Genomic DNA, 18,496 nt, shown 5'->3' on the forward strand with positions numbered 1-18,496 from the left:
GAAGATTACGGAATCTTTGCAATGACCCAAGTGATTCTGGTTTTTCTCAATTTCCTCAACGGATACGGGCTGGCCAGCTCGATCATCCAGGCCGAGAAAGTCGAACCGATCCGGATTCGCCAGGCATTCGGCATGCTGTTGCTGCTCAACGGCGGCATCGCCATCCTGCAACTGATTCTCGCGTCCTATGCCGCGGACTATTACCGCCAGCCGATCGTCGGAGACCTATTGCGGGTCCAGGCACTGATCTTCCTCGCCACACCGTTCATGGTCCTGCCGGAAGCCCTGCTGACCCGCGAACTGGAGTTCAAGAAGCCGGCGATCATCAATCTGGTCTCCGCCGTAGTCGGCGCCGCCACCGCTCTCTATTTCGCCTATAACGGCTACGGCGTTTGGACCCTTGTCTATGCCCCCCTGGCGATATTCTGGAGCCGGGCAATCTGCCTCGTTATCGCGGTCAAATTCTACATATTGCCGACCTTCAATTTCACAGGCGCCGGAGCGATGTTCGGATTTGGTGCAACCCTGCTCGCCAGCCATCTCTTCTGGACGATCCAGAGCCAGTCCGACATTTTCATCGCCGGCCGCCATCTGGCGCCACACGACCTGGGCCTCTATGCAGAGGCGCTGTTCCTGACCACGATTTTCGCCGCGAAATTCGTTCCGCCACTGAACGAGATCGCCTTCCCCGCTTATTCACGCCTGCAGTCGGATCCGCGGGCGCTGGCCTGGTCCTTTCTCAAGGCGATCCGGCTGATCATGCTCATCTCCTGTCCGCTATATTTCGGCCTGGCGGTCACCGCCACACCGGTGGTCGAGACATTATTCGGACCCAAGTGGACCGAAATGTCACCGCTCGTGGCGATACTGGCGCTGGCGATGCCGGTGATGACGCTGCAGATATTGTTCACCCCGGCGAACAATGCGCTCGGCCGTCCGAAAATTACCGCCCGCACCAACATGTTCGGGGCAATCCTGATGCCGGTCACTTTCCTGATCGGCATACAATATGGTGTCTATGGCCTGGCCTGGAGCTGGGTCATCGCCTTTCCGTTGCTGACTTTGTTCACCTTTTCCCAGTCGAACCGCCATATCGGCGTCACCGCCTGGGAGATCGGCAAAGCGGTATGGCCGGGCCTGTCGGCATCGATCGCCATGGCTGCGATCGTCTATCTGATCGATCAGTTGCTGCCGGAGATGATCGTCTACGCGCGGCTGGCATTGCTGGTTGCCACCGGCGGACTCGCTTATGCCGGACTATTGTATATTCTTGCGAGACCGACCTTGTTCGAGGTGATCCGGCTGATCGTCCGGCGCAAACCGCCGGAACCCGTACCGGCCGATCTGGAAGCGGAAACGATATAGGCCGATTCATGCGCGCGCCGGCCGCGCCCCCGTGACCGGCCGGCGGCCAAATCCCCCCTGATCAAAATGGCCATTGCCCGATGGCGACGAACCCGCCAGCGTGCAGCCATGGCCCATATCCTATCCCTCGCGGCGGGCAGCTTGCCCGAATTTCAACCGGCAGATGTGGCGCAGGCCGCGGGACGGGCTGGCTTCAGCCATGTCGGATTCACGATCGAGCCTGAGCAATGGACGGCAGAACGCCGGCGGGCGACGCGCGATGCCCTCCGCGCCCATGATCTGTCGGTGCTCGATGTCGAAGTAGTGTGGATTGCGGAAGGCGGCCAGTTGACCGACGATCACAGACTGATTGTCGACGCGGCTCTGGAACTCGGCGCAGCCAATATACTGGTGGTCAGCGCGGAACCCGACCGGGGCCGGACCGCCGATGCCCTGCGCCGGCTGTGCGAATGGGCCGCGCCCGGCCAGATCCGGGTGGCGCTGGAATTTCTGATGATCACCGCGGTGCAGTCGATGGATGACGCGCTCGCCACATTGCGCGAGACCGATCATCCGGCGGCGGCGCTGCTGATCGACACGATTCACTTCCAGCGGGCCGGCCACAGGCCCGAAGAACTGGAAGAATTGGAAGCATGTTTGTTGCCCTACACGCAAATCTGCGATGGCCATACGGATTGCGCCGCAAATTTCGAAGCCTATCTGGAAGATGCAGTCGATTTGCGCAGCTGTCCGGGTGAGGGAGAGCTGCCCGTGGCCGATATTATCAAGGCCTTGCCGCAGGACATCCCGCTCAGTCTGGAAGTGCGGTCCAAAGCCTATCGGGACCGGTTCGCCGACGCAACCGAGCGTGCAAAAATGTTGCGCCAGGCGAGTCTGGCCTATCTGGGGCAGCACGGCATAGACCTCGCCGGATGACAGGCTCTAGGCTGACTGGATATAGTCCCGCATCGCCGCCGCTTCGCTTTCGATCTTGTCGATCCGGTATTTGACCAGATCACCGATCGAGACAAAACCGACCAGCTTGCCATCCTCGACCACCGGCAGATGGCGGATCCGCCTTCGGGTCATCAGCGACAGGGCCCCCATGACGCTCTTGGTTCGTTCGACCGAAATCACATCCGCTGTCATCACATCGCGAACCGCATGATCCATCGCCGCATGCCCGAATTTGCGCAGGCAGTGAAGGACGTCGCGTTCGGAGAATATGCCAGCCACGCTGTCTCCATCCAGCACCGGCAGCGCGCCGATACTCTTTTCCGCCAGAATCTCCACCGCCTGCGAGACTGTCATGTCGGCGGTGCAACTATATATATCGCCGCTGCGTCCCTGCAAAATTGAATTTATGGTCATTGCGCCTCTCCTCGGTTCTGATTCTGTTTAATTCATGCCTTTTAACATATTTTTGAAAGTGATTGGGCTTGATGGTAACAGGATTCCCGTTCAATGCACTGAAAACCACCGGAGTCCCCCCTTGCCCCAGCCTTCCCGCCTTGACGATCCGCATTATGCCAGCTTTGCATGGGCCCGATACTGGCGCCTGATGCGCGGCATGGCGCTGTTCACCCTAGCCTGCGTCGCCGTGTCTCTCGGGATTCTATTCTACCTGCACGGCTTCGTCTCGATCCACATGTATCTCGCCACAGCGGCCGGCATCGCCTTCGCGCTGATGCTGATGGCCGGCCTGATGGGGCTCGTGTTCCTGTCGAGCGGCACCGGCCATGACGAATCGATCGACGATCCGGTATCAAAGGAAATTTCGCCCGATGAGTAAGGATGATCTGGACGCGCTGGCGAAAATGCAGCCGGTATTGCGGGTTGCTCCACAGCCACGCGATCTAAACAACAATGGTCATATTTTCGGCGGCTGGGTGCTGTCGCAAATGGACATCGCCGGCGGTATCATGGCCGCACGCGTCGCACAGGGTTCCACCGCCACCGTGGCGATCGAGGCGATGGAATTTATCGCACCGATCCTGACCCGCGACCTGATTTCGGTCTATGCCCGGGTCGACCGGATTGGCAGGACATCGGTTGCTATTCGGCTGGATGTTATTGCGTCGCGCAATCTGGGCGAAGAGCGCGTCCCGGTAACCAGCGGCCTGTTCACCTTCGTTGCCTTGGACGAGAATCACAATCCGCGCGTGATCCCGGAGACTTCCAGAGAAAAATATCTCGGCTAGCGGCTATTTGCGCCGCTCGACCCGATAGGTCAGCACCCGCTCGCTATTGGGCGGCACGGTGACATCCCAGATATCCGTGCCATTCTTGCGCGTGAGCCTGTGACTGGTTTTCCTGAACCGCTCGCTATCGCTGCGCAACAGCTTGATTTCCACCTGCGCGGGTAACCGGGACGCATTGGTCAGGGTCAGCCGCATGTCACGCGCCTGTTTTTTCTCGTCATCAACCTGCGCCAATTGCTCGACAATGGTCTTCACCTGGTCGCTTGAACCAATGGTGACCTCGACCAGCTCGTCGATCGCCTTGTCGTCAAAACTGCCTTCGCCGAGCAGCATCCGCGCACCGTCAACATTCCGGAACGCGATCAGTTTCCCCGCAGGTAGCGGCACGCCCAGCTGGTTCCGCTTGCGGTTCTCGAAACGCAGGGTAGTCGACATTGATCGAGCCGGTTGGGCATTGGTTGCCCGTATTATAGTTTCATATATTTGCGTAAAGGGGATCGCCGATTTCTCCAGAAACGCGACCTGCTTCTGGCTTTGCGCTGCCACGGTGACCGGCACCGGTATCCGATAGAGCTTGAGATCACCGAGGTCCTCCTGCTTAGCCATCACCTTGCGCGCCGTGACCGTTATATTATCTGCCATCATCGCCGGGGCAGGTGGCGGAGGAGGTGGTGGTGGAGCAGCGCCAAAGGCCTCGCGCCGTTGCACATATTGCGCAATAATATCGCTGCTTGTTCCGTCGGGCCAGCAAGCCAGGTTCACGCTTCCGCCACCCGCCGGTGCTATATTGTCGCGCCCCTTATTGGGTTGGCCCGCCACCGTCTGGGTTTGCGCCTGGACAAAGGATGTTTCGTCACCATTGGCCAGCGTCACCCAGGAGAAGAGGTTCAGGTGCGAGCCATCGTCAGAAATATCGGCGACATAATTGGCCTGCCAGTCGAAGCCGGTGGCCAGATAGGATAATGTCACCGTTGCGCGGGTTGCTGTCTTCACTCTGCTTTTCAGTGACAATGTCGGTTTGGCCGAAAGACCTTCCGGTATCGCCGGATAGACAATGGCCTCGTTCAACCCGGTACATTGCAATGCCTCGAATCCATCGGCCGTCTGTATCACCATGCCGCCACCGGCATCGGTCCGGATCGTCGCATCAAATATTTCGGTTTCGCCGGTAACAGCACTGGTCCGCCGGATCGTGACGCCCTGCCCCAGATAGCTGTTGAGCAAGGCCGAGGGTGAAAGCAGCGCCGCATCCCGGTTTTTCTCGATGATGTCATCCGGCAGACCGGTAACGATCGCCGATTGCGGAATAATCCCCCCCGCGACACCTTCGAACCGCAGGTCCACCTCGCCCTCCGGCAAGTCAATGGTGCGCTGTTCGGTGATCAGCGCATAGCCGCCAAGATAGCGAAGGTTCATCGCATTGTTCGGCGCGCGGTCGGGATTGCGGTAGACGGTCACCGAGACCGATCCTGGCCCATCGGATATCACAACCTGATGCGCGTGACCGGATTGCGCCGCGGCGGGAGCCGAGACGGCAAGGATCAGGAAGGCGAAAAATGTTCGCCGCACCATATCAGAACCGGGTCTCGAAAACCGCTGTTACTGTCGTTCGCCCATTGGCGGGCACGGGCACTTTCCAAACAAGCGAATCGGATGACCGCCGCTTGCTCGTCATGCTCTCGCTCACGATACGCGTGTCATCCCAGTAAAAGTCGAGGCCGTTCTGGATCAGCGACACCGTAACCGCATCGGGCCGCGCATTGCTGATTTCATAAGTCATGCTGGTGCGCCATTTCGATGCGGACAGGCGCTTGCGCTCGGTGACGGTTGGTTTGACTTTGACATCAAAGGCCTCGCCGGTCTTCAGTCCCAGTTCCGACCCCATGGGTGTGTGGCCGATATTATTCTCGCCGACAAATTGCGGCTGGCCGGAGGCATCTTTCATGTAAACCCGGACGGTTCCTGCAGGCAACGCATCACCCAGTCCTCCGTCGCTGGAAGAACTGAATTCCAGTACGGTGTCCACGCTTTGCGGGTCATTCTGCGTACCTAGCCAGCGATTGCTATATTCATAAATTTTCTGTGCCGAGGCGCCCGTCACATCAAGAAAACTGACCTGTTTGGTCTGGGCATTGGCAATCGTCGTACGAGCCGCCAGTGGATAGAGATAAAAATCACCAAGCGATTCCCGGTCGGCAGTATCGATTCCGGCATTGCGAAGATTGCTACGGGACGGATAATTGCTGCGACCATTCACATTTGGCGTACCGGCGACCAGCAAAGTTTTGGCATTGTCGAAGGTCGTACCGGTATTGTTGGTCAACGTAACCCAGCCCTGCACATCCATCTTGCCGGCCTTCTCATCGAACAGGGCGACATAGTCGGCTTCCCAGCCGAGCCCCGATGTCAGGTAGCTCAGCTGCGCAGGTCGTGTGCCTGCGCGCGAACTGTTCAGGGTCACCGACAGGGTTGGCCGGGCCCGCAAATTCTCCGGGACCTTGTCGAAAATCACCCGTGTCGGCAAGCGATCATCGCGCAACACCTCAATCCGGCTGCCGATTTGCAGTACCACGCCGCCATTAGCGGCCAGCACCTTGGCCCGTTCGCGGGTTTCTGATCCGGTGGCCGGGTTGATCCGGACGATCGTGACCGTTTCGCCAACCGCCTTTTCCATCAGCTTGGAGGGAGACAGAAGATCATAGTCGAAATTCTGCTCGACAATGCCGCTATTCGGAGCGGTGAAACTGACGGTTTCCGCGCGGATCTGTCCGGAAACGCCAGGAAAGGCCTGAACCGACCGGCCTGCCGGAATATTCAGCTGCCGGACATCCTGGACCAGCGCCAGATTGCTGTTGTAGATGGTAACCGAAACGTCACCCTGACCCGAAGACTGGCTAATGGCCGGTGACGCTGCTGTGGCCATCAGCAATCCAGCAAGAACAAAAGGTCGCATATGGTCTCTCCCCCTATCGAAACAAAAATGCTAACGCATTGAAAATGAACCTCGTCTAAATGGCTATTGCTCAAGATCGCTGCTTTCCGACGGCGCCAGCCAGCGAAAACTTGTACCAGCGCCCGAAATACCGCGGTCGAATTCTTCAGCCACAGCAATGTTCCTGGCCATGAGAGCCTCCCTCGCCACAGCCCGGTCGGCGGCTGACCCGCTCATTCCCAGAGGCAAATCGATCCGTTCGGATGCCCAGATTATCAAATCCAGATTCTTGCTCGAGACCGGGTCCACCGAACCATTGGCAATCTTCACTCCCGGCAGCGCAATGGCCGGCGGCTGCAATCTGATGCTCCAGTCCTTGGCCCCTGAAGCCACTCGCTGTTCCAGCGCATGATAAGATGCAAGCGTTGCTCCGGGCAACGGCTTGGCCACGACCACGGCCCGCCGTTTGTTGCTATCCAGCGTCACATCATCCACCGGAACCCCGGCGATGAGGGCAAGATTTTCCCGCAATCGGGTCAGCTGAATTTCGGCTTCCCGGGCCTGCGCCTGGGTCTTGGCCGCGGCAAGCTCGGCCGACTGGGCATCCTCGCCGGTTTCGACCTTGAACTGGTCGACATTGACAATGATCGAACGGCCCAGGGACCTGCTCAGTACCCGTGAACTCTGTTCGGCCGCACCAGCGATAATCGTGGGCGTGAATACGGTGGCGTTAACCGTTATCGGATCGGCATCGAAATCTATCTCGATCTGCGAAACGCTGGCGCGCTTGCCGAACTGGTCCTTGATATAGCCGTTGGCGGAGCGCGAAACATTGGCTTCCCAGGCAATCTGGCGCAGCGAAAGACCAAGCGGGATGGCCAGCGCAATGAAAACGATCACCATGGCGGCGATCTGGAATTGTGACTGCCGTTCGGAGAGATAGGAGCGGAAGCCATAGAGCCAGGCCATCGCGGTGGCGGTCAGCGCAATCGTCATCAGGTTGGTGAAAAACAACAGCAGGGAGCCACCGAACACGGCCCAGTTGAAGGTTGCGAGTCCGAAGCCGACAACCGCGAGCGGTGGCATCAGGGCGGTGGCGATGGCGACGCCGACGATCGTTCCCATCCGGCCGCGGATCATCGCATAGGCACCGGCCAGAGCAGAGAAGAGCGCGACCAGCAGATCGAACAGATTGGGCCGCGTCCGTGCAGCGATTTCGGCAGTGACCGTTTGCAGTGGTGACATGGTAACGACCAGACCGGCGAACAAGATCGAGATAATGCTCCCCAGAATGATCGCCTTGCCGCTTTCTTTCAGCCAGGCAGAATCACCAACCGCGAGCGCGAATCCTGCGCCCATGATCGGTCCCATCAAGGGCGACAGCAGCATGGCGCCGATTACGACGGCGGGAGAAGACAACAGCAAACCCAATATGGCGATGCCGGCCGACATCGATGTCATGAAGGCAAAATGGGGCGTGAATCCGCTGTCTTCCCGGACCTTGTCGATCACCGCCTGCTGATTGACATCAGCGCGGACAACCATCCGCCACCAGCGACGGAACAGGCGGATACTGCCGGTGACCGGATCCAGCAAACCGGATGGTTTCTTAGGTGTTAGAGTTTCCGGACTTGCCGTGTTTTCCTGATCGTCTTTCATCGCGTCACTTTAGCCGCGAAAAATGACGACGAATAGATAAAGATTACCTCCGGCGTAGTTGAAAAATGAAGGCTTTCGTCTTTTATCATAAAACTGTATCACCTATATATATCACGCGGCTATATCGCCGTGTCATATATCCTGGGGAGGAGACAGTCTATGCCACGTCCCGAAACCGACATTGCTGCCACGCGAGCGAAAATAATCGCTGCCGCCGACAAGATGATCGAAGAACGCGGTGCCATCAGCTTCACAATGAGCGACCTCGCATCCGCGGTGGGCATGTCGCCATCGAACCTGTATCGCTTTTTCGAAAGCAAGGATGCGCTGGCGGAAGCCATGGCGGGAGAATGGTTTGCCGAATTGCTGGCGATCATGGAGGAGCTGGTAACTGCAGACATGCCGGTGGAAGAAAAGCTCTACCAGTTTTTCGCCCGGCGCGTTGTGATAAAGCGGGGGCGTTACGAGGAAGACCCCGAGCTTTTCGAATCCTACATGGAACTTGGCAATGAACATTTCGAAGTGATCAAGGGCTATGTCGATCTGGCCGATCACTATATGGCCTCGATTCTCGCAGAGGCGATGGACAAGGGCTATTTCAAGGGGCTCGATCTCGACACGGTCGTGTCCCTGGTCAACACCATGATGCAGCCCTTCTGCAATCCCCAGCTGATGATGCAGATGATGCATCTGGCGACCGAAGATCGTCTCCGGATCGTGATCAACACGATCCTGACCGGACTGCAGGCGAACAGCGAATCTGCCAGCGCCAAACCGGAACTTTATGTCGCCAGCTAAGCGTCTGTGGCCAGCCACTGCTTCATCAGCGCCGGTGGCGGTGACGGGTTCATCTCGCTTTCGTCCAGCGCGGCCAGAGCGCGCTGGCGGCCAGCATCGGTAAAACTACCGGTGGTCAGGCAGAATTCCACCATATTGCCATTGGGATCGCGCGTGTAGACGGAGTGGCACCAATTATGGTCGATCTCCAGCACGTCGAGACCGGCGGCGTTCCACTTCTCGCGCCAAGCGATGAGTTCCTCGGGCGTATCGACGGCAAAGCTGTAATGATTGGTGCCCTGGGGCGTTCCGGCGGCTTCGTTGAGATCGAACTTATATCCGACTTCTCCGGGTGTATCATTGAGCTCCCAGAAAGCGATGAACCGGCTGTCATCGCCATCCATCCGATAGAAAAAATGCTTGCCCCAGCCGCCGCCCATCACCGGCGCGATTTCGACCTTGACCAGTTCGAAGCCCATCACCCCTTCGTAAAAGGCGTGGATGGCTTTCATGTCCTTCGCCGCGAGGGCGAGATGGTGATAGCTCATGGCTAGGCTCCTTTCCGTTTGTCGACCATGCCCATGACGTCGGCGGTTGCGCCATCGGGGGCTGGCACTTCGACCACGCGTTCCGGCACATCGTCAAATTCCAGTTTCAGTGCCCGGCTCATCACCGCGTGCATCATATAGGTGCAGGTGATGTAGGTCAGTTCGAGTATCTCGACTTCGCCCAGATGCTTTTTCAGCGCCGCGAAAACGCCATCGGGTACCCTGCCCCGTTCGAGCACCAGACAATCGGTATAAGCGAGCACCGCCCGCTCGACATCGCTGAAACAGTCGGCGACCTGCCAGTCGGGGATCGCCTGGACCTGCTCCTCGGAATAGCCCTCGAAGCGCATGGCCTTGCTGTGCTGGGAATAGACGAATTGTGATCCCACGGCATAGCCGGCGCGGATCTGGCCAAGCTCGCGCAATTTGGGGTCGAGTTTGCGATTGGGCGAACGGTAGAAACCGAAACCCTCGCTGCTATGTCTGAAAGCGTCGGGGACCTGGGCGAAAACGGTCCACCAGTTGCCCGGTGTCCCGGTTGCCGTGCCGGGTTCCGCCACCGGATCGCGATCGCCGAACAATATATTGTAAAGACCGAGGACATAGTCGTCGGTGACTTCGGCTCGCGGTATTTCGCGCAGTCGGGGCATAGAGTCTCTCTCCTATGCTCCGACTATGCACAATTTGATGCGGCTGACTAGCTCGCGAGATTCCGCAGCACATAATGCAGGATGCCGCCGTTGAGGAAATATTCCATTTCATTGGCGGTATCGATCCGGCAAATCGTCTGGAAAGTCGAGGTCGTGCCGTCAGCGCGGGTCATTTCGACTTCCACTTCCTGCAGCGGTTTCAGCGTTGCGACTCCCTTGATGGAGAAGCTTTCGCTGCCATCGAGGCTGAGAAGTTCGCGATCAAATCCCTCGGCGAACTGCAAGGGAAGAACGCCCATGCCGACGAGGTTCGAACGGTGGATCCGCTCGTAGCTTTCGACGATAACGGCGCGGACGCCGAGCAGGTTGGTGCCCTTCGCCGCCCAGTCACGTGAGGAACCGGTGCCGTACTGTTCACCGCCGATGACGACCAGCGGGGTGCCGTCGGCCTTGTGCTTCATCGCGGCGTCGTAGATCGGCATGATCTCGCCATTATATTTGGTGTAACCGCCCTCTTTTCCGTCGGCCATTTCGTTTTTGATTCTGATGTTGGCGAAAGTGCCTCGCATCATGACTTCGTGGTTGCCGCGGCGGGAGCCGTAGCTGTTGAAGTCCTGCTTGCTAACCTGATGATTTTTCAGATATTCTCCGGCAGGGCTGTCCTCCTTGATCGCACCGGCTGGCGAGATGTGATCGGTGGTAATGCTGTCACCCAGCAGCGCCAGCGTCTTCGCCTCGATGATATCGCCGACCGGTTCGGGCGTCATCGTCATGCCGTCGAAATAAGGCGGATTGGCAACATAGGTCGAGCCCGCGCGCCACTGATAGGTGTCGCCGCCGGTGACGTCGATATCCTGCCAGGCCGCATCGCCCTTGTACACATCGGCATAGCGGCTCATGAACATTTCACGGTTGACCGCCCCGCCCATCGCCTCGTTGACCTCGGCGTTGGTCGGCCAGATATCCTTGAGATAGACGTCCTGCCCGTCGCTGCCCTGGCCAATCGGCGTTTCATACATGTCCTGGCGGACCGTACCCTTCAGCGCATAGGCGACCACCAGCGGCGGCGAGGCGAGATAATTGGCCTGCACGTCCTGCGACACGCGACCTTCAAAGTTGCGGTTGCCCGACAGCACCGACGCGGCAACAATGCCATTGTCGTTGATCGCCTTGCTGATCGGCGCCGGCAGCGGGCCGCTGTTGCCGATACAGGTGGTGCAGCCATAGCCGACCAGGTTGAAGCCGAGATAATCCAGATCATCCTGCAATCCCGCCTTGTTGAGATAGTCGGTAACAACCTGCGACCCCGGCGCCAGCGAGCTTTTCACCCATGGCTTGCGCTGCAGACCCTTTTCCCGCGCTTTCTTCGCGACCAGACCGGCGGCGATCAGCACGCTCGGGTTGGAGGTGTTGGTGCAGCTGGTAATCGCGGCAATCGCGACATCGCCATGGGCAAAGCCGTGATCGCTGCCCTCGACATCGACCCGCTTGCCATCATCCTCGACACCGAAGACCTTCTGCAGATCGCGGTTGAATTCCTCGTCCAGCTCGCTCATCGACACGCGCTGCTGCGGCAGTTTCGGACCGGAAAGCGACGGCACGACGCTGCTGATGTCCAGCTCCAGCGTCTTGGTGTAGATCGCGTCCTTGGTGGTTTCGTCATAGCGCCAGAAGCCCTGCTCCCGCGCATAGGCTTCGGTCAGCGCGATTTCGTCGGCGCTGCGGCCGGTCAGCTCGAGATATTCCAGCGTCTTTTCGTCGATCGGGAAATAGCCGCAGGTCGCGCCATATTCCGGCGCCATATTGGCAATGGTCGCGCGATCGGCGAGCGAGAGTTCCTTCAGGCCCGGACCGTAAAATTCGACAAAGCTGCCGACCACGCCGACTTCGCGCAGCATCTGCACGCAGGTCAGCACCAGATCGGTCGCGGTAATGCCCTCGGCCAGCTTGCCGGTCAGCTTGAATCCGACCACCGGTGGAATCAGCATCGAGACCGGCTGGCCGAGCATCGCGGCTTCCGCCTCGATCCCGCCCACGCCCCAGCCGAGCACGCCGAGACCGTTGATCATCGTGGTGTGGCTGTCGGTGCCGACGCAGGTGTCGGGATAGGCAACCAGATTGCCGTCGGCATCTTTCGACGACCAGACCGCCTTGGCGATATATTCCAGGTTCACCTGGTGGCAGATACCGGTTCCCGGCGGCACCACGGAGAAATTGTCAAACGCTTGCGAACCCCATTTGAGAAATTCGTAACGCTCCATATTGCGCTGATATTCCAGCGCCACGTTATTTTCAAAAGCCTGCGGCGTGCCGAATTCGTCGACCATGACACTATGGTCGATAACCAGATGCACCGGCACCTGCGGGTTGATCTTTTCCGCGTCACCCCCCAGCGCCTTGATCCCGTCGCGCATCGCCGCGAGATCGACCACGGCGGGCACGCCGGTGAAATCCTGCATCAGCACGCGGGCCGGACGATATTGAATTTCCGCCGCGCTCTTGGCTTCCTTCTGCCAGTCGACCACCGCCTGCGCGTCCTTCGCGTCGACGGTAAAGCCGCCATCCTCGAACCGCAGCATATTCTCCAGCAGCACTTTCAGCGTGTAAGGCAGCTTGTCGATATTGCCGAGCTTTTCCGCCGCTTTCGCGAGCGAGTAATAGCTATAGTCGGTGCCGTTGACGCTGAGCGTCGAGCGGGTGCCGAGGGTGTCATTGCCGGTGGTTGTCATGGTGAAGTGTGGCCTTTCGTTTCTATATTTTTGAAACCCACACTACGGGGAGTGCCTTGCCGGTTGGGGCCGTGGCGGAGGTGGGATTCGGATGTTCGGGAGGGCTTTAGCTGAATGGGTGGGATTGTGGAAGGGTAACAATAGCTGAAATTATTAAAGCAAATCAAACTGTGTCGAGCGCAAGTTGGCCAATTTTTGAAGAAGCACGAGACGGCTTGTATTTGTCACCAAGCCTCGTCTTTGTTTCGGAAAGCAATAGAGCCAAATGGTGCTGATTGGCAGCTTTTCTCCAAGTTGTTGGCCCACCACTATAAGTTTCAGACGTTCCCAAAAACTCGAACAACCTATCTCCGTCACTGAAGGGCCCCCCCTTGAATGAGGGATGCTCGATTAACGTTTTCGCGACGGGTTTAATAGCTTCGTATCCAACTGGGTTTTTGCACTGGACGCCTTTCACAACGATATAGCTGGTGGGCGTAGTATACCTAAGGTGAGCACTAGCCGGAATTGGTCCTTTTGCTGGCTCATAATTACCCGGATACTCGACTGAATAGTCAGAATAGCAAACTTCGGTTTTCGAGCCGCGAAGCTGGTCATAAATCAGTTCATAAACATCTTTTTCGACGCGCGGATATTCTCCAGTTTGTCCCGGCTTAAGCCCAAAATCACTTGGAAAGCCGGTTGCAGACCAAATTATGCCATGCCAAAATTGCGGTGGACACAAACGCACAATCGCGCTCGCAACTAACTCAGCAAACTCGACGTTCATTCTTGAATTGATTGGCCCAGCATCGAATAGCAGCACAGTTCTTTCTGGACTGCATTCCAGTTGACCGACAAAATTTGATAAAGCCTCAAGAGTTAAACCATTCTCTATATCGCTAAGTAGAATTCTTACTACCAATGGCATATTTTGGTCTTCACGAATTATTGCCTTAGTAGCATCAAGATATCCTTGAGTGGATGTCAGTTGACAACAAGGAGCGACCTTCGAACCAGAAACTTTAGTTCTCTGATAAACTTGCCACAAAGGATGGTTCTCAAGCCCGACGATTTCAGTTTTAGGCTCCAGAAGGCCGGCATCCACCACAGCGATCCGATTGCCCCAATGTTTAAAAAGTCGGTCACCAAAAGTTTTTATGTGCTCTGTGGCGGCAAGAGGTTTCTTGGCCTCAAAATCATACGATCCGCTAGGTGGAAGTTTAAAAATAGGCAGAACTTCAGGGCCATCTCTATCGCTTAGCGCACCTAAAGCAGAATATTCAGCCAATTTCCATTTTAGCTGAGGAGCATATTTGAAACTAAATCGGTTCATCGGAGCTATCCACTTTGTAAATAATTTTTCAGCGACTTTTTAACTTCTCCTTGGCCAATCAACTTCGATAGAAGATGATAGCCGTTTTCTTTTCGAATTTTACCGGCGATTAGCGCCGGGTGTACAGAATGCTTATGAGCAAAGCGTATAACAGCTTCTGCGTCTGAAGTGAACCGGACGAACGAATTCTCCCAATGCTCATCGCTTACTATTGCGTTGGCCGCAAATGAGTCCGCTTCTCTTTCAGTTTCCGAATCAGATTCACCAACATTCTCCTCAACGAAGTTTCCGTCTTTAAGATACTTCCAGTGCAGCTTTATATGTCCGAGTTCGTGCAGCAACACGAACCAGAAATTATCGAGCCTATCGTGCCGTAACGTCATAGCAATCGCCGGTCTACCGTCCCCTAACAAGAAGGCCCCGCCGTCAAGGCACGTCTTTGGTAACCTTTCGACAAAAACTACAGCAATCCCATGATCCCGGAGTTGCTGAACAGCTCGTTTCGGTCCATCTTCATAGATGCTCAATTTTGTTAGCTGTTTGAAATCCTTGGCATTTAGCTCACTATACTGAGGAAGCTTCTGAGATAATCGGCTCGCCTGCTTGATAGCTTCAGCTCGCCACACTAGGAAAGCTCCCTTTGAGGTGCCCCGCTCCGGACCTATTGTCCGTTTATGTAACACACTAGCGGACGTATCTAGTTGAGCATTTGACAAAAAGCGGCTCAATGCAGCTACTCGGTCATCTGGTTTGCATTTTCGGAGATTAAGCTTCGGCTCAAACCATCCAAGTTTATTCATCTCAGAAATAGGAAAATCATCTAAGTCCAATCCGAAATCGGCATAATTTCCTTTCGATGCTCCAATTTCTAAAGCTCCGTGCAGATCTACGTTTAGTGCATTAGCAACTTCAGCTAGGCGCACCAAACTCGCCGCTCGGTATGATTCCTTCTCGTACCGTTGAATTTGCTGCTCCTTCAAATTCAACTGGTCAGCTAAAAACTTCTGTGTCCATCCCCTAGATATTCTGCTTCGGACAAGTGCTGGGCCAATTGCGGTTACACCATTTATTTCGATAGAATTTTTATCGTCCGCTTTTTGGTTTTTAAAATCAGCAATTTGTTCGTGCAAGGTCGATGCTTGACTCTTGTACGATTCTAACTGTGCCTTCGCTATGATAGGACTTACGCCACTTTCAATTTCCTTTAACAAGTCAAAGTTTTCGATGGCCGACTCGTATTTATGCAACGCTTTAATAGCTGTCGTTAATTGTGCTTCATTTTTTATCATGAGTTTAGCATTTCGATTTGGTTCAGTTTCAATCTAATTAAACCAGTTGGAAAACCACTCCTGGTTGTAGAAAAAAGTGCAATGTGCGGGCAGGTAGCAACATCACGTGCTTTGCCAAGCATCAAATCTCCTCTGAACTTCAAAACCCTCTCTGCTTCCAGATTTCCAATATAAAACAATTCGTCCAAACGCGCAGGATCAACGTTGGCTGGATCCCAAATAGCATCCCAGTCACTGGGCATCATTTTAGAAGTTACAAAACTACCCCCAACGTAAACTTGGCGGCAACCTGCCTCCCTAAGTTCTAAGCACGCTTGCTTAAAACCTTGGAAAAGCCAATTTCGATGTTCGTTAAAAACATAGCGGGAAACAAATTCAGCAAAGGTCGAATCGTGAATTCCTGACGGCAACACGTCTTGATTTTGAAATTCACCAGAGATCAGCTGAGGAAGCATAACACAACAATATTGTTGTGTTAATTTTAAGTCAAGAAGTCATTACTCATATCTTACCCTCCCACCCACTATCCCCACGGACCAAAATTACGGTGACAGTTTACTAAATGAATTACGGTGACCGTTTTCCAAATGCACGAATTACTGATCGGACCGGACTGTTCCGGGCGCTCGGCTTGGTGGCCATGCCCCGCATGGCCAGTCGCTTGTTCTCCGCGCTTGACGCGGAGCTTTGGCCACAAGCACCGTTGCTTCTGTAATGCGCAGGACTCCGCATCGCGTGCGGAGCACGGGTGGGAATTACGGTGGCTTGACTGACCAAGCCGGGGCTCTCGCCGGATGCACTCTCTGGTTCTTGGTTTATGTAATTTCTGGCTTCTTTCGTCTCAGAGCTTAGTGACAAATTCCCGGGAACGAAAATCAAAACAATATAATGGCGGATACCGTTCAGCAATGATCCCGGAATTGTTGTATATTCCAACACATTCAACCGTCTCGCCATAGACCCGAATTCCAAATACTTTATTTTCAGGCACGCTCGCAAAATATTCTGGATAGTCTCTCTTAATGAGATTTTTCGCTTCCATAAATAATTTATCAGTCTCCTTATATCTATAAACATAATCTTTTTCACACTTCATCGAACATCCTGAAAGTGCAATCAAAATAAAAACGGACAAAAACCTTATTATCATTTCAATCTCCCGATGAATTACGGTGACAGGTGTGACAATCCCCAAATAGAGGGCTAACAAACCCTCAAATCTCCCCGTCCTGATGGCGGAATATGCCGACGATATTCACGCTTTTGGTTGAGGGCGCAATCCGTTTGCGCGCTGTGCCGGGCGCCTCGACCTGGGCCTGTCCTGAGCGCCTGCCGGAGCTGGCAGCCGAAGGGCTCGACACGAACGGGGGGAGGTTCCCTACCCTCGGTTCGCGTTCCCCGCATCGCCAATCGCCCCGATCCAACATGCTTTCCTACACACCGGCGCTTCTGATATGGATTCGGCATGGCCAGGAAAAATGTGAACGGACGCGCTGCGCGCGCGCACTCGTCATCCTGAACTCGTTTACCTTGCGGTGGCCTTCGGCTCAGGATCCCGTGAGATTGCGCTGTGCCGGAGGGGGTCCTGAAACGAGTTCAGGATGACGACTCATGCAATGACAACGGTGAATATGGCAAAGAAACCCAGGAACCCACTCACGAATAGCCCCCGCAAACCCCGCCACGACGGCTGGACCGAGGCGCGGAAGAAGACGTTTCTGGCGGTGCTGCGCGAGAGCGGCTGTGTCGCCGACGCCTGCCGGGTGGCGGGGATTTCGACGACCTCGGCCTATCGGCTGCGGCGGCGCGATCCGGCAATGGCGGGGCTCTGGGACGCGGCGCTGGCCGACGGGCTGCGCGGGCTGGTCGCGGTGGCGCACGAACATGCCACCATCGGCAAGGAGACGGTGATCTACCGGGGCGGTGCGGAGGTCGAGCGACGGGTGGCGCCGTCGGATTCGCTGATGGCGCTGCTGATCAAGCGCGGCGATCTCGGCGGGCGGATCGGATCGCGCACCGCCGACCAGGTGATCACCTGGGAAGAATGGCAGGATGGCGTGCGCTTTGACGCCGAGGGCAAGAAGATCGACGAGCGCGAGGAGGCGGAACAGGTGCGCGCCTCGCTCGACCGGAAGCTGGACGCCATGCGGCGGGCATTTCTGGCGCGGGACGCAAGGGAGCGCGAGGCGGAGAACGCGCGGCTGCACGCGGCGGAGGAGCGGATCCGGGCGGCCGAACAGCGGGCGGCGGAGCTGGAGGCACGAAATGCGGCGGGGCGCGGCGGCCGAGGGGAAGCAAGCGAGCGGCACTCGGCATCCTGAACCGGGTTCAGGATGCCGTGAGATCGGGCTGTGCCGGTGGGGGGCCTGAGCCGAAGGCCAGCGCAAGGGAAACGCGTTCAGGATGAGGATGACAGGCCCCTTGAAAGGGGAACCGCTTACCTTCCCCTCCCCGCATCCATCCCGAAAACTGCACCGCCAGCGCAACCTCCGCGCGGGGGCGGCGTTTCATGGGGTGCAATAATATTTTGATGGAGGCCGATATGGCAAAGCAAACGGACGGGGGGACGAAGGGGAAGAAACAGGAAGCTGCGGCCAATCGGCGTCGCGGGACGCTGCGGCTGGCGCTGATGCCGACGCGGGTGCGGGCTGGCGGCGCGGCCGGTCGGTCGCCGCTGGCCGGGCGGCCGGTGCTGGCGCCGCGGGGGGCGGGCTGATGGCCTTTACCCAGCTTGACCCGCCGCTGCCGGTGTTTGTTGTCGATCGGGGCAACGGACTGGCCCACGGGGTGATCGACTATGGCCCGGAACATAATCTGATCTGGGTCACGGCGATCGACGACAGCGGCGAAATCTGGTGCGCGCCGAACCCGATGGTGCGGATGCAGAATAACTGGACCATGGGCCGCAAGCACCGCGACCGTCCGGCTGCGACCGGAGAGCGGCGCGGCGGGGCGGGGGATGTGACGCCGATCTCGCCGGGGTTGTGAGCCGGGGGTGACGTGCAATTAGGGTGACCGGGGCAAGAATCCTTTGATTACCCTGTCCTGTTCC

The 18,496-nt window shown here is 56.7% G+C and carries 19 protein-coding genes (1 of these 19 cut by a window edge); 8 read left to right on the forward strand and 11 right to left on the reverse strand.

Features of this window, described 5'->3' with window-relative positions; translation table 11 throughout:
* Both ACHZCJ_RS06735 and ACHZCJ_RS06740 read left to right on the forward strand, forming a co-directional pair.
* Nucleotides 1–1,365: the 3' portion of a lipopolysaccharide biosynthesis protein gene (locus ACHZCJ_RS06735; protein ID WP_321324922.1), read on the forward strand. It extends 147 nt beyond the left edge of the window; 1,365 of the gene's 1,512 nt are visible here — the last part of the coding sequence; the start codon falls outside the window, past its left edge; it ends in the stop codon at nucleotides 1,363–1,365.
* A gap of 108 nt (nucleotides 1,366–1,473) precedes the next feature.
* A complete protein-coding gene (locus ACHZCJ_RS06740) occupies nucleotides 1,474–2,280 on the forward strand; it encodes a sugar phosphate isomerase/epimerase (RefSeq protein ID WP_159640540.1) in 807 nt (268 codons plus the stop codon).
* A gap of 6 nt (nucleotides 2,281–2,286) precedes the next feature.
* Here ACHZCJ_RS06740 and ACHZCJ_RS06745 read toward each other — a convergent pair whose 3' ends face one another.
* Nucleotides 2,287–2,715 (reverse strand): CBS domain-containing protein, encoded by a 429-nt coding sequence (locus tag ACHZCJ_RS06745; protein ID WP_321324924.1) that lies wholly within the window; start codon nucleotides 2,713–2,715, stop codon nucleotides 2,287–2,289.
* Nucleotides 2,716–2,836: 121 nt separating this feature from the next.
* Between ACHZCJ_RS06745 and ACHZCJ_RS06750 the strand changes: the two genes are divergently transcribed.
* Both ACHZCJ_RS06750 and ACHZCJ_RS06755 read left to right on the forward strand, forming a co-directional pair.
* Nucleotides 2,837–3,136 (forward strand): hypothetical protein, encoded by a 300-nt coding sequence (locus ACHZCJ_RS06750; RefSeq protein ID WP_159640533.1) that lies wholly within the window; start codon nucleotides 2,837–2,839, stop codon nucleotides 3,134–3,136.
* On the forward strand, nucleotides 3,129–3,545 hold the full coding sequence (locus tag ACHZCJ_RS06755; protein WP_236553755.1) for an acyl-CoA thioesterase: 417 nt from the start codon (nucleotides 3,129–3,131) through the stop codon (nucleotides 3,543–3,545). The genes ACHZCJ_RS06750 and ACHZCJ_RS06755 overlap by 8 nt, the downstream gene beginning before the upstream one ends.
* A gap of 3 nt (nucleotides 3,546–3,548) precedes the next feature.
* On the opposite strand, the gene ACHZCJ_RS06760 is transcribed toward ACHZCJ_RS06755, so the two are convergent.
* The 3 genes from ACHZCJ_RS06760 to ACHZCJ_RS06770 all read right to left on the reverse strand — a co-directional run bounded on the left by ACHZCJ_RS06760 (nucleotide 3,549) and on the right by ACHZCJ_RS06770 (nucleotide 8,136).
* Nucleotides 3,549–5,117: a DUF4139 domain-containing protein gene (locus ACHZCJ_RS06760; protein WP_394700049.1), complete on the reverse strand. Its 1,569-nt coding sequence runs from the start codon at nucleotides 5,115–5,117 to the stop codon at nucleotides 3,549–3,551.
* Between the two features lies 1 nt (nucleotide 5,118).
* A complete protein-coding gene (locus tag ACHZCJ_RS06765; protein WP_321324930.1) occupies nucleotides 5,119–6,498 on the reverse strand; it encodes a DUF4139 domain-containing protein in 1,380 nt (459 codons plus the stop codon).
* Between the two features lie 63 nt (nucleotides 6,499–6,561).
* Nucleotides 6,562–8,136 carry a DUF389 domain-containing protein gene (locus tag ACHZCJ_RS06770; RefSeq protein ID WP_321324932.1) on the reverse strand — a complete coding sequence of 525 codons (1,575 nt, stop codon included), beginning with the start codon at nucleotides 8,134–8,136 and terminating at the stop codon, nucleotides 6,562–6,564.
* A gap of 159 nt (nucleotides 8,137–8,295) precedes the next feature.
* Between ACHZCJ_RS06770 and ACHZCJ_RS06775 the strand changes: the two genes are divergently transcribed.
* Entirely contained in the window at nucleotides 8,296–8,934 is a 639-nt protein-coding gene (locus ACHZCJ_RS06775) for a TetR family transcriptional regulator (protein WP_321324934.1), read from the forward strand.
* Here ACHZCJ_RS06775 and ACHZCJ_RS06780 read toward each other — a convergent pair.
* From ACHZCJ_RS06780 to ACHZCJ_RS06810, 7 genes are all read right to left on the reverse strand, one after another.
* Complete coding sequence (locus tag ACHZCJ_RS06780; RefSeq protein WP_321324936.1) at nucleotides 8,931–9,461, reverse strand: VOC family protein; 531 nt, start codon at nucleotides 9,459–9,461, stop codon at nucleotides 8,931–8,933. The genes ACHZCJ_RS06775 and ACHZCJ_RS06780 overlap by 4 nt on opposite strands.
* A 2-nt stretch (nucleotides 9,462–9,463) precedes the next feature.
* Complete coding sequence (locus ACHZCJ_RS06785; RefSeq protein WP_159640515.1) at nucleotides 9,464–10,111, reverse strand: carboxymuconolactone decarboxylase family protein; 648 nt, start codon at nucleotides 10,109–10,111, stop codon at nucleotides 9,464–9,466.
* 47 nt (nucleotides 10,112–10,158) lie between these two features.
* Complete coding sequence (gene acnA / locus ACHZCJ_RS06790; protein ID WP_321324938.1) at nucleotides 10,159–12,840, reverse strand: aconitate hydratase AcnA; 2,682 nt, start codon at nucleotides 12,838–12,840, stop codon at nucleotides 10,159–10,161.
* Nucleotides 12,841–13,003: 163 nt separating this feature from the next.
* On the reverse strand, nucleotides 13,004–14,155 hold the full coding sequence (locus ACHZCJ_RS06795; protein ID WP_321324941.1) for a hypothetical protein: 1,152 nt from the start codon (nucleotides 14,153–14,155) through the stop codon (nucleotides 13,004–13,006).
* Nucleotides 14,156–14,160: 5 nt separating this feature from the next.
* The gene (locus ACHZCJ_RS06800) at nucleotides 14,161–15,444 is read right to left on the reverse strand and encodes an XRE family transcriptional regulator (protein WP_321324943.1); all 1,284 of its coding nucleotides are present in this window, start codon (nucleotides 15,442–15,444) and stop codon (nucleotides 14,161–14,163) included.
* Nucleotides 15,441–15,899 carry a DUF6932 family protein gene (locus ACHZCJ_RS06805; protein ID WP_321324945.1) on the reverse strand — a complete coding sequence of 153 codons (459 nt, stop codon included), beginning with the start codon at nucleotides 15,897–15,899 and terminating at the stop codon, nucleotides 15,441–15,443. Before ACHZCJ_RS06805 ends, ACHZCJ_RS06800 begins: the two co-directional genes overlap by 4 nt.
* 386 nt (nucleotides 15,900–16,285) lie before the next feature.
* Entirely contained in the window at nucleotides 16,286–16,654 is a 369-nt protein-coding gene (locus tag ACHZCJ_RS06810) for a hypothetical protein (RefSeq protein WP_321324947.1), read from the reverse strand.
* A 421-nt stretch (nucleotides 16,655–17,075) separates the two neighbouring features.
* Here ACHZCJ_RS06810 and ACHZCJ_RS06815 point away from each other — a divergent pair, with 421 nt between their 5' ends.
* The 3 genes from ACHZCJ_RS06815 to ACHZCJ_RS06825 all read left to right on the forward strand — a co-directional run bounded on the left by ACHZCJ_RS06815 (nucleotide 17,076) and on the right by ACHZCJ_RS06825 (nucleotide 18,432).
* Entirely contained in the window at nucleotides 17,076–17,765 is a 690-nt protein-coding gene (locus ACHZCJ_RS06815; RefSeq protein ID WP_321324949.1) for a hypothetical protein, read from the forward strand.
* A gap of 188 nt (nucleotides 17,766–17,953) precedes the next feature.
* The gene (locus ACHZCJ_RS06820; protein ID WP_321324951.1) at nucleotides 17,954–18,160 is read left to right on the forward strand and encodes a hypothetical protein; all 207 of its coding nucleotides are present in this window, start codon (nucleotides 17,954–17,956) and stop codon (nucleotides 18,158–18,160) included.
* Entirely contained in the window at nucleotides 18,160–18,432 is a 273-nt protein-coding gene (locus ACHZCJ_RS06825; protein WP_159640500.1) for a hypothetical protein, read from the forward strand. The genes ACHZCJ_RS06820 and ACHZCJ_RS06825 overlap by 1 nt, the downstream gene beginning before the upstream one ends.
* Nucleotides 18,433–18,496: the final 64 nt, after the last annotated feature.

The sequence above is a fragment of the uncultured Parasphingorhabdus sp. genome (assembly GCF_963677535.2).
In the GTDB taxonomy this organism is placed as follows: Bacteria; Pseudomonadota; Alphaproteobacteria; order Sphingomonadales; family Sphingomonadaceae; genus Parasphingorhabdus.

Bases quoted from the DNA above. Each gene is read 5' to 3' on its own strand.
- ACHZCJ_RS06740 (WP_159640540.1), top strand. From the start codon at position 1,474: ATGGCCCATATCCTATCCCTCGCGGCGGGCAGCTTGCCCGAATTTCAA.
- ACHZCJ_RS06745 (WP_321324924.1), bottom strand. From the start codon at position 2,715: ATGACCATAAATTCAATTTTGCAGGGACGCAGCGGCGATATATATAGT.
- ACHZCJ_RS06755 (WP_236553755.1), top strand. From the start codon at position 3,129: ATGAGTAAGGATGATCTGGACGCGCTGGCGAAAATGCAGCCGGTATTG.
- ACHZCJ_RS06760 (WP_394700049.1), bottom strand. From the start codon at position 5,117: ATGGTGCGGCGAACATTTTTCGCCTTCCTGATCCTTGCCGTCTCGGCT.
- ACHZCJ_RS06765 (WP_321324930.1), bottom strand. From the start codon at position 6,498: ATGCGACCTTTTGTTCTTGCTGGATTGCTGATGGCCACAGCAGCGTCA.
- ACHZCJ_RS06770 (WP_321324932.1), bottom strand. From the start codon at position 8,136: ATGAAAGACGATCAGGAAAACACGGCAAGTCCGGAAACTCTAACACCT.
- ACHZCJ_RS06775 (WP_321324934.1), top strand. From the start codon at position 8,296: ATGCCACGTCCCGAAACCGACATTGCTGCCACGCGAGCGAAAATAATC.
- ACHZCJ_RS06780 (WP_321324936.1), bottom strand. From the start codon at position 9,461: ATGAGCTATCACCATCTCGCCCTCGCGGCGAAGGACATGAAAGCCATC.
- ACHZCJ_RS06785 (WP_159640515.1), bottom strand. From the start codon at position 10,111: ATGCCCCGACTGCGCGAAATACCGCGAGCCGAAGTCACCGACGACTAT.
- acnA (WP_321324938.1), bottom strand. From the start codon at position 12,840: ATGACAACCACCGGCAATGACACCCTCGGCACCCGCTCGACGCTCAGC.
- ACHZCJ_RS06795 (WP_321324941.1), bottom strand. From the start codon at position 14,155: ATGAACCGATTTAGTTTCAAATATGCTCCTCAGCTAAAATGGAAATTG.
- ACHZCJ_RS06800 (WP_321324943.1), bottom strand. From the start codon at position 15,444: ATGATAAAAAATGAAGCACAATTAACGACAGCTATTAAAGCGTTGCAT.
- ACHZCJ_RS06805 (WP_321324945.1), bottom strand. From the start codon at position 15,899: ATGCTTCCTCAGCTGATCTCTGGTGAATTTCAAAATCAAGACGTGTTG.
- ACHZCJ_RS06815 (WP_321324949.1), top strand. From the start codon at position 17,076: ATGGCAAAGAAACCCAGGAACCCACTCACGAATAGCCCCCGCAAACCC.
- ACHZCJ_RS06820 (WP_321324951.1), top strand. From the start codon at position 17,954: ATGGGGTGCAATAATATTTTGATGGAGGCCGATATGGCAAAGCAAACG.
- ACHZCJ_RS06825 (WP_159640500.1), top strand. From the start codon at position 18,160: ATGGCCTTTACCCAGCTTGACCCGCCGCTGCCGGTGTTTGTTGTCGAT.